Below are 16,139 nucleotides of genomic sequence, written 5' to 3' on the forward strand. Positions count from 1 at the left end.
GCGCCCCATCGGACCGATCAACGGATGAACCTACGCACCGCTCTGGCATTTGCCGTTGGCCCCATCGCCACCGCCGCGCTCGGCCTGGTGACGGTGCCGGTGATCGCCTGGGTGTTTCCGCCGGCCGACGTGGGACGGCTGAACATCGTGCAGATTGCCGTCTCCTTCGGCGTGTTGCTGTTCGGCCTCGGGCTCGATCGCGCCTATGTGCGGGAGTACCACGAATCGGCCGATCGCGCGGCCTTGCTGAAAGCCTGCTTCGCACCCGGCTGCGCGCTCTTGCTGCTGGCAATGCTGGTGACCGCGCCCTTCGACGACCGCATCGCCGAGTGGCTGTTCGGGGTGGGGCATGTCGCCTACTTCTGGCTGCTGCTTGCCTGCGTGGCGACGAGTTTCGTCTCGCGCTTCCTCTCGCTGATCCTGCGCATGCAGGATCGCGGCGCGGCGTTCTCGATCAGCCAGATCCTGCCCAAGGTGCTGCTTCTGCTGGTGGTGACGCTGATCGCCGCGTCGAACATGCACGCCTCGTTCGTGGAACTGGAGGCGGCGTATTTCATTTCGCTGCTGTCGGTGCTGATCACCTATGGCTGGAACACCTGGCGCGAATGGAGCCCGGCGATACGCGCGTCCGTGGCGCCCGCGCAGGTGCGCGGGGTACTCGCCTACGGCACGCCGTTGATCTTCGCCGGCGTCGCCTACTGGGGGCTGGACGCCACCAGCACGTTGACGCTGCGCTCGCTGTCCAGCCTGCCGGAGCTGGCGATCTATTCGGTCTCCATGAGCTTCGCCGGCGTGGGCGTGGTCTTCCAGACGATCTTCACCGTGCTGTGGGCGCCGCTCGTCTACAAGTGGGTGGCACATGGCGTGGACATGCGGCGGGTCGACACCATCGCCAGGCAGGCGCTGGCGGTGGTGTGCGCGATCTGGGCGCTCACCGGCGCGTTCTCCTGGCTGGCCGATTTCGTGCTGCCGGCGCACTACGCGCAGGTGAAGTACCTGATGCTGTGCTGCATTGGCCAGCCGCTGCTGTACACGCTCTCGGAAGTGACGTGCGTGGGCATCGGCATCACGCGCCGCTCCATGTTGTCGCTGTGGTCGACTCTCGCGGCGCTGGTGGTCAATGTCGCGCTCAGCGTATGGCTGGTCCCCGCGCACGGCGCCGCCGGCGCGGTGGTGGCCAACGCGATCGCATTCCTGGTTTTCTTCGTGGCCCGCACCGAGGCATCGGCCTATGTGTGGCGGCCGTTCCCGCGCGCGCGGCTGTACATGTTCGTCACCGCCTGCGTGGGACTTTCCATTGCGACGCTGGTGTTCGGCCCGCACCTGCCGGTGCATTTCAGCCTGGTCTGGCTGGCCCTGCTGCCGGTCGCCTTCGCGTGTTTCCGCGCGGAATGGATGGGCATGTACCAGTCGCTGCGGGCGGCGATCAAACCGCCACCCGCCTGCCCGCAAGCCGAAGGAGGCCCCGGTGCGCTGCCGTGAGCGGGTCGATGCCGCGCCGTCTCGACGCGTGGGCGCAGATCAACCGGTTTCTCCAGCACACCTGATGGCGATGCCACCGACAGATTGAGGATCCATCGATGAAGAAAATCAATTTGTTCGTGTTCGCGGCGCATCACCTCGCCGGCAATATCGCCGCGCAACGGTTCAAAAGCCTGCTGAAATACCTGGACCCGACGAAATACCGCATCTTCGTTTTTGCCCGGGACGTGCCAGCGGCCATGACTGCAACGGTCGCGCCGCCGGGTACCGACATCACCATTTTTCCGCTGCCCGGGCGCTGCGTGGGCAGCGAATCATCCGCCGCTGCGTCGCTGCTGGCGCTGGCGGCCGCCTTTGTGCGTCCGCTGCCGTTCCTGCTGGGCGAGGGGCGTTCGCATGCGCGCCCCTGGTTTGTCCACGCGCTGGCCGAGGCCAACCGGCTGTGCGCCAGGAAGCTGGCCGCCGGCGAGCAATGCGTGGTCATCGGCACGTATTCGCCGGTCGATGCACTGGTTGCCGCGGCCGCGCTGTCCAGCAAGCACAGCATCGGCTGCCTGCAGGATTTCCGCGACGGGCTGGTCTTCGAACCGCTGGGCAAGCCCGGCTGGTGGCGGAAAGTGATGCGCCAGTTGATCGAAGCGCGGGTGGTGGCTGCCAGCGATCTGGTCACGTCGGTAAGCGGCCCGCTGGTCGACGATTTCCAGCAACGCTATCCCGGCAAGGCCACGGCGATCCTGCCCAACGGCTACGACCCGGACGACTTCGCCGCGCTCGACGACGACGTGGTGGGCAGCACGCGCGCGGCCGCCATCCTCGCCCGCGAGGTACCGGCCGACGCGTTGCTGATCGGCCATTTCGGGCGCATCGGTGCCAGCGACGGATCGGCGTCGAAGAGTCTCGATTATCTCGTCGATGCGTTGAACGACCCGGTGGAAACCCGCGCGAACCACCACCTGATCTTTGTCGGCGAATTGACGGAGGGCGAGCAGGCCACGCTGCGGCGCGCCAACTTCCCGGTCAGCGTGCTGGGGCCGGTCGAGCGCACGCTGGCGCTGCAGCTCATGAAACGTTGCGACAAGTTGCTGCTGCTGACCGGCTCGCGCGCCAGTTGCGCCACCGGGAAACTGTTCGAATACCTCGCCACCGGCGCCGACGTCGTCTGCGTTTCGGGCGTGAGCAACGAAGCCACCGCCATCCTTGCGCGGACCGGGGCCGGCCAGACCATCCTCACCGGCACGGGCGTATCCGGCTACGAAGCGGTACGCAGCGCGCTGTCGCCCCACCGCAACGGCGCAACACGCGACATCGCCATCTACAGCCGCGTTGCCCAGGCCGACATGCTCGACGGCTGGCTTTCCACCATGGTGCTGCCATGAACCCCGGCAACGATTCGACGCTGACGCCGGAGCCGTCGGTGTTCATGGCGCCGGCAGCGCAGTCGTTCACGGGTCGCTACCGGTTCACCGTGCGCCATCTGTTTCTTGGGGTGGCGTTCGCGCTGCTGGTGCTGGCCGTGGTCGTGCCCAACTCGCTCCCCGACATCACGGCGGCGGCGATGGTGCTGACCGCCATGCTGGCCTTGCCGGGGCTGCGCATCGGCCCCGGCTTCAGGACCTTGCTGGCGCTGTACGCCTGCACGGTGATCGTCACCGTGCTCTACATGGTCGTGGGCGGCGTGCACGACGCACCGCAGGAAGCCCAGATCCAGGTGGTGACGATCTACATCCTTTCCCCACTGCTGTGGACACTCGCTGCCGATGGCCTGCTGCGACGGCTGGGAACCGATCGGCTGATCGACTGGCTTGCCGTGCTCAGCCTGCTGTGCGCGCTGAGCGTCGGCTTGTTCTTCTACCTGTACCTCACCCGCGGCGCGGCGGCGGTGACGTTTTTCTTCGAGGGCGCCAACGTCAACCTCACCGAGGGATTCGCCGGCGCCACCATGCATGTGTACGGTTCGCTGATCTTCCTGTGCGGCGGATTCTTCGGTTCGCCCGAGCTCATCAGGAACCGGCTGATGCGGCTGGCGCTGCTGGCAATGCTGCTGGTCTGCGCGCTGACCTCCGGTCGCACGGCGCTGATCCTGGCCGTGCCGCTGGGCTGGTTCCTCGGCCTGCTGTTGTCCTCGCGCACCACCGACCGCCGACAGAAATCGCCGATCTTCCGGCTGATTCGCTATGGCCTGCCGATGCTGATCGCGGTGATCACGGCCTTGTTCCTGCTGCAGGCCTATACGCAGATCAGCCTGACGCGGGTGCTGGACGCCGTCTCGACCAAGCTCGCCTCCGGTGGCGGCAGCGCGCGCGTGCAGATGGGCCACTCGTTGTTCGCCGGCATTCTCGCCAACGGCGGGCTGGGGTCGGGCCACGGCGTGGGTGTGGATTTCGTCAGCGATACGGAGCACCCCTGGCGCTATGAACTGGTGTGGCTGGCCACGATCTATCGGGTCGGCATCATCGGCGCGCTGATCTACGCCTTGCCGTTCGTGCTGTACATGGCCTCGGTGATCCGGCTGGCGTATCGACACCGGCTGCCGCCGCGGCACAAGTTCATGTTCTGCGGCTTCGTCTGCGCCTTTCTCGGCACCAACACCAACCCGTACATCGAGGCGTTTGTCTTCCAGTGGATGTACGTCATCCCGCTGGTGGCGCTGGCCATCGAGTATCCGAAGGCACTGAAGAAGGGCCGCGAATGAAGCGCCTCAAGGTTCTGCTGTTTTCCAAATATTCGCGGCGCGGCCCCAGTTCGCGCTTGCGCAGCCTGCAGTACCTCGCGCCACTGCGTGACCACGGCATCGACGTGCAGGTGCATGCGCTGTTTCCGGATGCGTATCTCGAAGCGCTGTACGGCGGCCACCCCGCAGCCGCCAGGAAGCGTGCCTGGGGTTACTTCGGCCAGCGCTTCATGCAGCTCCTGCATCGTCGCGAACACGACCTGGCCTGGATCGAGGGCGAGCTTTTCCCCTACCTGCCCTACTGGGTCGAGGCAACGCTGACGCGGTCGTTCAAGTCGTACGTGGTCGATTACGACGACGCGCTGTTCCACAAGTACGACCAGTCCGCCAACCCGCTGGTACGCCGCCTGCTGGGCCGCAAGATCGACCGCATCATGCGCGGCGCCGCCTGCGTGATCGCGGGCAACCGCTACCTCGCGGCACGTGCGCGGCAGGCCGGTGCGGCGCGGATCGAGGTCATCCCGACCGTGGTGGACGAGCAACGCTACACGGCGATCAATACCGCGGACGGCCAGCCGCCGGTGATCGGCTGGATCGGTTCGCCCGCCACCGAGCACTACATGCTGGACATGCGCCCGGCGCTGGAGCAGGTCTGCGCCGGGAACCATGCGCGGCTGCTGCTGGTCGGCGCGCGACCCGAAACCGCGCACCTGTTCAACGGCACCACGCCGGAAGTAGTGGCGTGGTCCGAGGTCACCGAGGCGGCGATGATCGCGCGGATGGACATCGGCATCATGCCGCTGCTCGACAGTCCGTGGGAGCGCGGCAAGTGCGGTTACAAGATCATCCAGTACATGGCCTGCGGCCTGCCGGTGGTGGCTTCGCCGGTCGGGGTCAATGTCAACATCGTGCACCACGGCGAAAACGGTTTCCTGGCCACCGATGAAGCGGCCTGGCGGGACGCGCTGCAGCGATTGATCGCGAGCCCGTCATTGCGCGAGCGCATGGGCGCGGCGGGCCGCGCGCGGGTCGAGGCGGAATACAGCCTGGGCGCGCAGGTGCCGCGGCTCGCAAACATATTGCGCCGCGCGGGGCATGCCTGATGTGCGGCATGACGGGCTTCTGGCAACGGCATGGTGGCGCGCAGGGCGCGCTGCTGGCGCAGGCGCGGACGATGTCGGCACGGCTCGCTCACCGTGGCCCCGACGACAGCGGCGAATGGTGCGATGAGGCCGCCGGCGTGGCGTTGGCACAGCGACGCCTTTCGATCCTCGACCTCTCCCCGGCCGGGCACCAGCCCATGCATTCGGCCGACGGGCGCTACGTCATCGTGTTCAACGGCGAGATCTACAACCATCGCTCGCTGCGCGAACGCCTGCGCGCCGAGTACGCCGCGCCGTCGTGGCGCGGGCACGCCGATACCGAAACCCTGCTGGCGTGCTTCGCCACCTGGGGTGTCGAGCGCACCTTGCGAGCCTGCGTCGGCATGTTCGCGTTCGCGCTGTGGGATCGTGAGCAGCGCACGCTGACGCTGGCGCGCGACCGGATGGGCGAAAAGCCGCTGTACTACGGCTGGCAGGGCGACACCTTGCTGTTCGGTTCGGAACTGAAGGCGCTGAAGGCGCATGCCGCATTCCAGGCGGAGATCGACCGCGGCGCACTGGCCCTGCTGCTGCGCCACGACTGCGTCCCCGCGCCCCACGCCATCTACCGCGGCGTGGCCAAGCTGCGGCCCGGGCATCTGCTGCGCATTTCGGTGGACACGCCGCGCGAGGCGCAGCCGGTGCCGTACTGGCGCTACAACGACGCGGTAAGCGCGGGCCTGCGTGAGCCGCTCATTGCCACCGACGCCGCCGCCACCGATGCGCTGGAAGCGCAGCTGGGCGCCAGCGTCGATTCGCAGATGCTTTCCGACGTGCCGTTGGGTGCGTTCCTCAGCGGCGGCATCGACAGCAGCACGATCGTGGCGCTGATGCAGGCGCGCAGCGCGCGACCCGTCAAGACCTTTACCATCGGCTTCGACGAAAACGGCTACGACGAAGCCGTGCACGCCAAGGCCGTGGCAAGACACCTGGGCACCGAGCACACCGAGCTGTACGTGCGGCCCGAAGATGCGCTCGCGGTGATTCCGCAATTGCCCGGCATCTTCTGCGAGCCGTTCGGCGACAGCTCGCAAATCCCCACCTTCCTGATCAGCCAGCTGACCCGCCGCGCGGTGACGGTGGCCTTGAGTGGCGACGGCGGCGACGAACTGTTCGGCGGCTACAACCGCTACCTGGGCGCACGCACCACGTGGGAAAAGGCGCAACGCCTGCCGCCGCCCGCACGTCGCGCCGCGGCGGCTGCGCTGCGTGCCGTGACACCGGCAACCTGGGATCGATGGTTCCAGCGCATAAGCCCGCTGTTACCAAGGCGCTGGCAACTGGCGACGCCGGGCGACAAGGCGCAGAAGCTGGCGGACGTACTCACGCTGTCGAGCGGCCAGGCCTATTTCCTCAACCTCGCCAGCCAATGGCAGGACCCGGCCCGCGTCGTGCTGGGCGCGCAGGAGCCGCCGACGCTGCTGACCACACCGGAGGCGTGGCCGCCCACCGACAACCTGGCGCAATGGATGATGGCAATGGACGCGCAGACCTACCTGCCCGACGACATCCTGGTGAAGGTCGACCGTGCCGCAATGGCCAACAGCCTGGAGACGCGCGTACCGATGCTCGACCACCGCGTGGTGGAGCTGGCCTGGCGCCTGCCGTTGCAACAGAAGATTCGCCACGGCCAGGGGAAATGGCTGCTGCGCCAGGTGCTGTATCGGCATGTGCCGAAGGAACTGATCGAACGACCCAAGATGGGTTTCGGCTTGCCGCTGGACAGCTGGCTGCGCGGCCCGCTGCGCGACTGGGCGGAAGCCCTGCTCGACGAGAGCCGCCTGCGCCACGAGGGCTTTTTCCAGCCAGACGCCATCCGGCGAAAGTGGACCGAACACCTGAGCGGCCGCCGCAACTGGCAGCACCAGTTGTGGACGGTGTTGATGTTCCAGGCCTGGCTGGAGCAGGAGCGGAGGGCATCCGCATGATCACTGCCGGCACCCACATCGCAAGCGCGCACGGGGCATGCTCATGAAGGCCGTACTGTTCGCCAATACCGACTGGTATCTCTACAACTTCCGGCGCGCGCTGGCGCGGGCACTGCAGCGCGCGGGCTACGACGTGCTGCTGATCTCACCGCCCGGGCCGTATGGCGAGAAGCTGCGTGGCCTGGGCCTGCGCTGGGAACCCCTGCCGATGCAGCGGCGCAGCCTCAACCCGCTGCGCGAGCTGGCCTTGCTGTGGCACCTGGTGCGTCTGCTGCGGCGCGAACGACCCGCGCTGGTCCATGGTTTCACCATCAAGTGCGCCGTGTACGGTTCGCTGGCGGCACGGCTGGCCGGCATCCCCGCGCGGGTGAATGCGGTGGCGGGCATGGGTTACGTCTTCACCAGTTCGCAGCTGAAAGCGCGGCTGCTGCGGCCGGTGGTGCGCGGCCTGCTGCGGCTGGCGCTGGGCGGACGCGATGCGCGACTGATCCTGCAGAACGCGGACGACGTCGAACTGTTCCGGCAGGCCGGTCTGGTCGACCCGGCGCATGTGCGACTGATTCGCGGCTCGGGCGTGAACTGCGCGCAGTTCGCCGCGATCTCCCCGCAGGCACCCGCCAACGGACGCCCGCGCATGCTGCTGGCCAGCCGCCTGCTGTGGGACAAGGGCGTCGCCGAATACGTCGACGCCATCCGGCAATTGCGTCAGCAGGGCCGCAGGTTCAAGGCCTTGCTCGCCGGCACCCCGGACCCGGGCAACCCGGCCGCCGTGCCGGAGGCCACGATACGAGGATGGGTCGATGAAGGCCTGCTGACCTGGCTCGGTCACGTCGACGACATGGCCGGCCTGCTCGGCGCAGTGGACATCGTGGTGCTGCCCAGCTACCGCGAGGGATTGCCGCGAACGCTGGTGGAGGCCGCCGCCTGCGGACTTCCATTGATCACCACCGATGTGCCCGGCTGTCGCGAGGTAGTGACCGATGGCATCGACGGATTGCTGGTGCCGATGGGAAACAGCGACGCGCTGGCACGGGCCATGGCCCGGTTGCAGGACGATCCGGCGTTCGCGCGCCGGCTGGGCGACGCGGCGCGGCGCAAGGCAAGAGCGCAGTTCGATGAACGCATCGTGGTCGAGCGCACGATGGCGGTTTACACGGAGCTATGCACCACGTCGCAGGCATCTGTCGAATCATCCGTCTAGACGTCCATATGCCACGACCCGAACGACCAGGTCATGTGCGGTTCATGGCCCCAACATCTGCCGCAGTAGACTCGGCCGATAGCTCCACCACAGTCACCACTCCCGTCACGAAAGTCGCACAACCGGAGGCCGCCTCATGCCATCCCCGTTGAAACAGGCGAACGTACTGGATTACCTCCCCGCCTCTGAACACGCCGCCCTTCGTGCCGGTCGCAGCACGCATGACTGCACCGGCGGCATCCAGGCCGCGATCGATGCCTCCGGCAAGGTGTTCGTGCCGGCCGGTGTCTATCCCGTGAAGCAGCTGAATCTGAAGTCCGGCTTCGAGCTGTATGGCGAAGGGCCGACCAGCCAGCTCAAAGCCTACGACGCATCGCTGGCCAGCGAATTCATGCTCGTCACCCACATCCGTGACGGCGGCACCCGCCGGGTCGCGGATAACATGCGCGACATCCATCTGCACGACCTGAAGCTCGACGGGCGGGTGGCCGAGTTCGGCTATGCGCAGTTCTTCTACCTGCTCGCGGTCAATGCCACCTCGGACCTCACCGTCGAGCGGGTGACGTTCCACGGCTTTCGCGGCGACGGCATGTATGTCGGCTCAGGCACGCTCGCCGGCACCGAGCGCCACAACCAGCGCATCGCGGTGCGCGACTGCGTCTTCGACGGCGCGGTGAAGGACAACCGCAACGGGCTTTCCGTCATCGACTGCGACGGATTGACGGTGGAGCATTGCGTCTTCCGCAATATCGGCAACGCAAAACTTTCCCATTCGGTAGGCGGCATCGATTTCGAGCCCGACCACGACTGGAGCATCTATCGCGACGTGACCATCAGCGGTTGCCGGTTCATCGACATCGACACGGTCAACACGGCGGGCATCACGTTTTTCAACGGACACCAGACCGGCGACAACATCCATGACTGGACGGTGTCGGATTGCGAATTCACCAACTGCTACTGGGGCATCGACACTTCCACCAAGGCGAAGACCGTCGCGAGCAGGCCGGACAATCTTCGCGTACTCAACTGCGACTTCCTCAATTCGATACGCGTGGACGTGGCGGTCAAGGGCTTGAGCGGTACGCAGATCAGCTGCTGCACCTTCCGCCGTTCGCCACCCGGCTCCGGGCCCGGCGGCGACGCGATCCGCCTTGGCGCGATCGCGTCGCGAACCAGCCGCAATGCCATCAACACGGTGATCACCGGCAACATGTTCACCGGCATACGCCCGCAGATGGGCGTGATCGGCGTGCTTGGTGCCGACGGCCTGGTGTGCGCGGGCAATGTGTTCACCGACATCCACGCCACCTGCATCAACTTCGCCGAAGACAAGTCACCCGACCACAAACGCGTCATCGACAGGATCACGATCTCCGGCAACGTGGTGACACACGGCACGCGCACCGGTTCCATGTCGTTCCTGAGTACCAGCAACGACATGCGCATCAGCAAAGGCCGGTTGATGCTGGCGCATTCCTCCGAGTACTCGAACGACGTCGACAGCAGCGTAAGGAAGGTCGCCAACGGCGCGACGATCGAATTTCGCGGAACCACACCAACGCCGTGAGAGCCGCGCCCCGGTAGCACCACTCGCCACACGGACCATCGCGGTCAGCGACGCGACGATCGCCGCAGCGAGTAGTAGATCTCGGCATGGTCGTCTTCCCTGAACATGAGCTCGTCCTCCGACACGGGCAGCCCGACTTCGCGGGCCGCCACTTCCGGCGCGACGACGCCCGCGTCGACCACAGCTCGTGGATCACCCTCCCCGTGCCGACGCGCTTCCTGGCGCAGCCATACATGCGTGACCGTTATGACGTACACACCCAGGGTCAGGCAGAACGTTGTCAGGTTGGTGCCCGCCGAATGGGCCGTGCTGCTGAGGAAGGCGCCGATGAGCGCCAGGCCGGTAGCAAGCAGGATCAACAGGGCCAACGCAGTGCGGGACGTCAGGCCGAGCCCGAGCAGGATGTGGTGGATGTGCCCGCGATCCGGCTTGAACGGCGACCTGCCCTGCCGCATGCGCCGATACATCACCGCAAACGTGTCGAAAACCGGCAGCGCCACACACCACAGCACGTTGACCGGCGACAGCTGCGTGTCGGGTATCTGGCTCATGCTGATCAGCGCCCAGGCCAGCAAATAGCCGATCAACATGCTTCCGGCATCGCCCAGAAAAATCTTTCCGCCCATGAAGCCCTGGTTGGCGACGAGATAAGGCAGCGACGCAGCGGCCAGCACGACCAGCAACGCGATCACGCCGTGCAAGGGCGACGGATCCGCAAACAGGATGATGGCGGCGATGCTCACCAGCGCCAGGCTTCCGGCCAGGCCGTCGATACCGTCCATCATGTTGAACGCATTCACCAGCCCGATCACGGCAACCACCGTCACCGGAACGCCGAGCCAGCCCAATGTTACTTCGTGACCGAAGATGCGCCCCAGCGTATGGATGTACACGCCGCTGCTGGCAATGACAGTCAGGATGACAATGGTCTGGATCAGCAGGCGATCCCGCACGCTGAGATCGAAGCGGTCATCCAGCGCACCGAGCAGCACCAGCACGGCGGCGGTGCCCAGCAAGGTGATCTCGAACCCCTGGAACTGCCCGTAGCAAGCCGCGCCCGCCGCCATGCCGATGAAGATCGCGAGCCCGCCCACCAACGGCACGTCGCCGTGGTGCTGCTTGCGTTGATCAGGATGATCCACCAACCCCCACAGGACGGCGAACCGACGCAGCACGACAATGGCCATCGCCGACGTGCATGCAGCAACCAGGCAATCAACGACTAGTCGCGACTCGTGCATGGCATTGCTACCTCCGACCAACCTCGAACGGATCCCCCTGGTCCAGCCGAGCTCGAGTTGTGAGTGGTGCGGAAACGCCAGAGAAACCCGGCGCCCCGCATCTATTGATTTTGATGTGCCGACGGATCGCCGCCTTATGTGGCGGAAAGCGATCCGAAGCCAGGAGATAATCCGGCAATCCGTTCCGATGAAACGAGTCGGAGCCAATGCCGAACGGTTAACCTACCATCTTTGGACAGCGCTGCTTGCATGGTGAAAATCCTGATTCAGGCCCACCATCGTTAGATGATTGTTTTGTCAATGAATCATTCATATCGTGTTGTCATCCGAACTGAATGAATTCTGTCCCTTCGCTGAATAGACGTCCAGACACTGAAACGACAAACGGCTCTGAACCATCAGGCTGCGCGCACGACATCGACCGACAACTTTCGCTGCCGGTCGATGATCGCTTTACGCGATGCGCAAACGCGTGGCCTCAGTGCGTAGCGCTGTAGTTCGCATTGGCTGCGCTGCTGAGTATCGAGGCTGACGGCAGCAACTGGCTCAACACGCGATTCCAGCGCGTCACGCCGGCCGCACCCACAAACACCACGTCGCCCGGCTTCACCCTGAATTGATCCCCCAGCGCGAACGCCGAAGGTGAACGCGCATCAAGCTGAAAGACCTTGGCTGGCGTGTTTTCCAGGTTGTTCGCGCCGCGAATGACATAGACCTCCTTGCCGTCGGACGTGACGGGATTGAGGCCACCGGCGCGGCCCAGGGCCTGCGTCAGCGAGATGTCCGAAGCACTCCTGAAGGTAACCGCCAGGGGATGCAGCACCTCCCCCAGCACGTAGATCTCCTGGGTATCGTTGTACGGGAGCATCAGGCGATCCCCCGGCTTCAGATAGATGCTTTGCGCGAGGCTGTGGCCGTTGCTCAGCGCGGTCAGATCCAGGTGGTAGTCCTGTCCGTCCCGCGTCAATGTCAGATCGGACATGTTGGCCTCATCCGCGTTGACCGATGCCGTACCCAGCGCTTGCCCCAGGGTCAGCGGAACCGTCGTGATCGGTTGCGGATCGGTCTTCTTGAACGCCCCTTGCAGCAGCACATGCTGGCTGTTGTAACCGACGACGCCGACGTCCACCTGCGGCCGTTCGACATACTTGGCGATCTTCGTGCTGATGGCATCGCGCACTTGCTCGATCGTCATTCCGGCGACTTTCACCGCGCCCACGTAGGGATAGAACATCGTGCCATCGGACCGGACCAGGCGGCCATTGGCGGCCGTCTGCTGCTGCGAACCCGCCGGCGACGTCAGCTCCGGGTGATCCCAGACGGTGATGTAAAGCGTGTCGCCCGGACCGACGCGATAAGGCTCCGGTTTGTACGACAACAGCGCCTGCGGCACCGTGGCGGCCAGCGTTGTCGCGTTGTTCTTCGTCAACAGTTGCGGGGTGATCGTTACCAGCTGGATCTGACTGCTGTCCGTCGGCGTACCACGAACCAGTCCTTCGCTACGCATGCGTTGTCCTGGGGCCCACACGCAACCGTTAACCAGCAGCACGAAAGCGAGAATGAGAAAGGCGCGAGTTGTCTTCATGTTTAATTAGGCCTCGAAGATGGTGATCCACTAGGCATCCTGGAATAAACATTAAACAACACGTTCGCGTCGATTTCAGAGCCCGCATTAAAAATCGAGGGCGTTGGTAAAGCGCAAATTCATTTTACTGACACGGATGTGGGTGAATGAATCCATTCAAATGTGAAGGAGTAACCGGCAGAAAAAAAAATGGGATAGTTGATGACACACGCCACGTGAAGAGAAGATCACGGCGTGATCGGATCCATGGCGGCATCAACATGAATTGGACGGCCAAATCCCTTGCCCTGCAAGGCCCGGCAGCGATATCGGGATGGCTGACAGAACCGGATCAACGTCGACACCACCTTCGATCTCGACGCGCGCGCAAACCACTGTCCGACTGTCTCGCACAGCGCTCAAACCAGCTTGCGCGGTCGGTGCCCTGCCCGCCACCAGGAAAGACGAGCGCCATGCTTTTGTCACCCGGCACGCGGAAAAAGCGTCAAGTCGTTACGCTACCATGCAACTCGACGCGCTCGGCCGCCCGCCGCCTCGTTCAGGTACAGGGGAAAACTGCGGCATGCGCCCCGATTCGAGTGTCCGGAACCACACTATTCGATACCCGACGAGGTCCGCGCCCTGAGTTGGCACGATACTGGCTTTCGTCAGCAACCATCCACGTCGTGTTCGGCTGCCGCCCGTTACTGGTGCAAGAAAACATGGGAAACAACAAGAAAAAGCCTGTCTGGGAGAAAAATTCTCGAGGATTCTGGCTCGCTGTTTGTCTGGTTCTGAGCGCACTGGCCGGTTGGCTGATGTTTCATCTGGGGCTTCTGCACTGACGGCAACCACCCAGCCCATCGGCAGCGTTTCGCTCGCCCCCCGGATCGAGCAAGCGTACTCACTTGACGCCTTGCCGCAGCCGCGTTTTCCAATATCCGAGCAAGCCGGGGTGATACCACTGCCGCGACGGTCCTTCACCGACGCGGGGAGCCAGGCGCCCGGTGGCGGCATCACGCAGCGCAGCTTTCATCAGTGACAGCCCCTGCACCAGCTGCAGGATCGGATAGGTGGCGAAATTGTCGTCCACCTCGGGCGCGATGATCGCCTGATACAGGATGCCGCCGGTATCGACGCCTGCGTCCACCAGATGAACGGTGACGCCACAGTGCGCGCGGTCATTGTTCGCCAGCGCCCAATAGCCACCATGCACTCCGCGATAGGCCGGCGTGATACCCATGTGCGTATTGATGAAAGGCGCATCCACGGCCATCAGCAATTTTTTCGACAGGATGCGCGTGCCATTCACCACCACAGCCTGGGGCGCTTGCCGGCGCAGACGATCCGCCACGCCGCGCCCGTTGGCGCTGGCGACACGACGGATCACCTGCGCGGGAATCGGCGCGTCCGACAAGCCGTGCCGATGCAGCAGTTGTTCGATACGCGAACGGGAAGCGCGGACAAGCAGTCGGCTGTACAGGATGAAGCCGAATTGTCCCAATGTCTGGATCACGCCGAGCTTGCGGGCGCGGTGGCGCAGCATCCCGAGCGCGGAAGGTTTGTCTTCGAGCACCACCTCGACGATGTCGAACTCCTCCCGCAGGCCGTGGTACATCACCCGCGTGGACAACCCATCACCCGCGAGCAGCACGATCCGCGCCCTAGCCGACATGCATGCGTTCCAGCAACGCCGCGACCTCGCCCATATTGCGCGACTGCATCCCATGGCGCTGCCGGAGCTGGTCGTAGTGGATCAGGATCTTCCGCAGAAAATCCAGGTTGCGCTTCACGTCGGCACCGAAGTTGTGCGGATGCCACCACAGGTGGAACAGCCGGTTTTCGGTCGCGGCATCATGCATAGCACGCTTGATGCGATGCAGCCGCAGGCTCTCCAGCGGTGCGAGTGAACGCGAACACGGGCGCAGGAATCGACTGGCTGGAATGTCGAACGGCCGGCTGCGCGCGCATTCCTCCAGGCTGTAGGTGTTGTGACCGCTGAGGTTGATGTAGGTATCCAGCAGACGCAACGCGCGTACCAGCGGACTCTGCCCCTGCTGGTTTCTCGGCTTGTAGAACGACATCCTTTCGTTGCCCCGGTAACAGGCAATACCCAGTTCATCGAGCACCCGCAGGTAGGCCGGGTTTGCCTGGTTGCGCGGAAATACCAGACTTGTGGTGGGAATGCCCACGCCCTTCGCAACCTCCACCGCGGCGCGCAAGTCGGCGCGGAATGACTCGATGGTCTGCCCTTCTTCCAGACAGTAGTAGTGCGAGAACGTGTGCGTGCCGACCTCCTGCCCGGGGCAACGAAGGATCTGTTCGATCGCGTCCGGCGCGAAGTGGTAGAGATCATCATCGCCCCACCTGCGTTCGTCGATGTAGCGATAGGACGAAAGCTGCTGGTTCTGATAATCGGGCAAGACGCCGGGCAGTTGCTGCCGCAACTGGGCGATGTCCTTGAAGAACAGAAACCCGAGCGTGGCCCAGGTGGCGTGAATGCCGTGGGCCTGGAACAGATCGAGAATGCCGCGAATGGCATCGCGTTCGCCGCGCAGGTTCGCTCCGTAGTCCTCGAAGCTGCGGCTGTCGCGCACGCCCCAATACAACTCCAGATCCAACGAGACAGTGAATACACCCGGCATATGTCAGCCACACCTCGTTAGTCAGGGCGCCGTCTCCTGAAGCATCGGCGGTACCGACGCACGATCGAGTCAAGCCGCGTACCGTCGGCTCATCTCCCCGTGTTTATTCGCAAGGCGTGCGTCGAGCGAACTGATCGTATTCTCAGGGCAGAACCTGAAGGGGCGATGAGGGGCGTCCCGACCCGGCCACGACCCCGTCGCGACAGCACCGCACGTCCAGGCGCCATTTTTGGCTAAGCGACGTGAAATTGCGGAGATTGTCGGGGCAAACTGGGCTGGAACTTCCAGGCGTGGTGTGCGTACGGGATTGCGGTTGGCGATGTTTCTCCGCCAGCTACGCAAAATGTCGGCTTCGATGTGCTGCCCCGTTGCGTAACGCCCGCGAGGGATTGTTGGGCCCATCCATGGGCCCAATCCTTCCGCGCTGCGCGCTGCGGGGCCAGCCTTCGGCTGTCCAATTTTGTTCCAGACAAAATTGTCGACTGCGGAGGCAGGATGCCGGAGCGAACATCGGCGCAGCCGATGGCCCGAAGGGTGAGGCCCAGGATGGGCCGAATAACCCAAGAGGGTTCGTCCACACCTCTCTCTCCGCCAGATACGCAAAACGCCGCTTCGGTGTGCTGCACTGTTGCGTGAGGTCCGCGGGGATTGTTGGGCCCATCCATGGGCCCAATCCCTTCGCGCTGCGCGCTGCG

12 protein-coding genes are annotated in these 16,139 nt (G+C 64.6%); 8 read left to right on the forward strand and 4 right to left on the reverse strand.

Annotated features, from left to right (window positions below; translation table 11 throughout):
* Positions 1–24 precede the first annotated feature (24 nt).
* The 7 genes from UU9_RS12695 (at position 25) to UU9_RS12725 (ending at position 9,994) form a co-directional block, all read left to right on the forward strand.
* Entirely contained in the window at positions 25–1,482 is a 1,458-nt protein-coding gene (locus UU9_RS12695) for a lipopolysaccharide biosynthesis protein (RefSeq protein ID WP_007082156.1), read from the forward strand.
* Positions 1,483–1,580: 98 nt separating this feature from the next.
* The gene (locus UU9_RS12700; RefSeq protein ID WP_007082157.1) at positions 1,581–2,858 is read left to right on the forward strand and encodes a glycosyltransferase family protein; all 1,278 of its coding nucleotides are present in this window, start codon (positions 1,581–1,583) and stop codon (positions 2,856–2,858) included.
* Positions 2,855–4,174: a hypothetical protein gene (locus tag UU9_RS12705; RefSeq protein ID WP_007082158.1), complete on the forward strand. Its 1,320-nt coding sequence runs from the start codon at positions 2,855–2,857 to the stop codon at positions 4,172–4,174. The genes UU9_RS12700 and UU9_RS12705 overlap by 4 nt, the downstream gene beginning before the upstream one ends.
* Positions 4,171–5,256: a glycosyltransferase family 4 protein gene (locus UU9_RS12710; RefSeq protein ID WP_007082159.1), complete on the forward strand. Its 1,086-nt coding sequence runs from the start codon at positions 4,171–4,173 to the stop codon at positions 5,254–5,256. The genes UU9_RS12705 and UU9_RS12710 overlap by 4 nt, the downstream gene beginning before the upstream one ends.
* Positions 5,257–5,264: 8 nt before the next feature.
* Positions 5,265–7,223: an asparagine synthase (glutamine-hydrolyzing) gene (gene asnB / locus UU9_RS12715; RefSeq protein ID WP_337454054.1), complete on the forward strand. Its 1,959-nt coding sequence runs from the start codon at positions 5,265–5,267 to the stop codon at positions 7,221–7,223.
* Positions 7,224–7,266: 43 nt separating this feature from the next.
* The gene (locus UU9_RS12720; RefSeq protein WP_007082161.1) at positions 7,267–8,424 is read left to right on the forward strand and encodes a glycosyltransferase family 4 protein; all 1,158 of its coding nucleotides are present in this window, start codon (positions 7,267–7,269) and stop codon (positions 8,422–8,424) included.
* A gap of 136 nt (positions 8,425–8,560) precedes the next feature.
* Positions 8,561–9,994: a glycosyl hydrolase family 28-related protein gene (locus tag UU9_RS12725; RefSeq protein WP_007082162.1), complete on the forward strand. Its 1,434-nt coding sequence runs from the start codon at positions 8,561–8,563 to the stop codon at positions 9,992–9,994.
* Positions 9,995–10,038: 44 nt separating this feature from the next.
* Here the strand turns inward: UU9_RS12725 and UU9_RS12730 are convergent, their stop codons facing one another.
* Positions 10,039–11,442: an undecaprenyl/decaprenyl-phosphate alpha-N-acetylglucosaminyl 1-phosphate transferase gene (locus UU9_RS12730; RefSeq protein WP_237710278.1), complete on the reverse strand. Its 1,404-nt coding sequence runs from the start codon at positions 11,440–11,442 to the stop codon at positions 10,039–10,041.
* Between the two features lie 271 nt (positions 11,443–11,713).
* The gene (locus UU9_RS12735; RefSeq protein WP_484592834.1) at positions 11,714–12,820 is read right to left on the reverse strand and encodes a polysaccharide biosynthesis/export family protein; all 1,107 of its coding nucleotides are present in this window, start codon (positions 12,818–12,820) and stop codon (positions 11,714–11,716) included.
* Positions 12,821–12,966: 146 nt separating this feature from the next.
* Here UU9_RS12735 and UU9_RS18010 point away from each other — a divergent pair, with 146 nt between their 5' ends.
* Entirely contained in the window at positions 12,967–13,644 is a 678-nt protein-coding gene (locus UU9_RS18010) for a hypothetical protein (RefSeq protein WP_156804285.1), read from the forward strand.
* A gap of 59 nt (positions 13,645–13,703) precedes the next feature.
* Here UU9_RS18010 and UU9_RS12740 read toward each other — a convergent pair whose 3' ends face one another.
* Both UU9_RS12740 and UU9_RS12745 read right to left on the reverse strand, forming a co-directional pair.
* Positions 13,704–14,417 carry a formyl transferase gene (locus UU9_RS12740; protein WP_237710279.1) on the reverse strand — a complete coding sequence of 238 codons (714 nt, stop codon included), beginning with the start codon at positions 14,415–14,417 and terminating at the stop codon, positions 13,704–13,706.
* 46 nt (positions 14,418–14,463) lie between these two features.
* Positions 14,464–15,444 (reverse strand): polysaccharide deacetylase family protein, encoded by a 981-nt coding sequence (locus UU9_RS12745; protein WP_007082166.1) that lies wholly within the window; start codon positions 15,442–15,444, stop codon positions 14,464–14,466.
* Positions 15,445–16,139 lie beyond the last annotated feature (695 nt).

The sequence above is a fragment of the Rhodanobacter fulvus Jip2 genome (assembly GCF_000264315.1).
GTDB classification, from domain to species: Bacteria; Pseudomonadota; Gammaproteobacteria; order Xanthomonadales; family Rhodanobacteraceae; genus Rhodanobacter; species Rhodanobacter fulvus.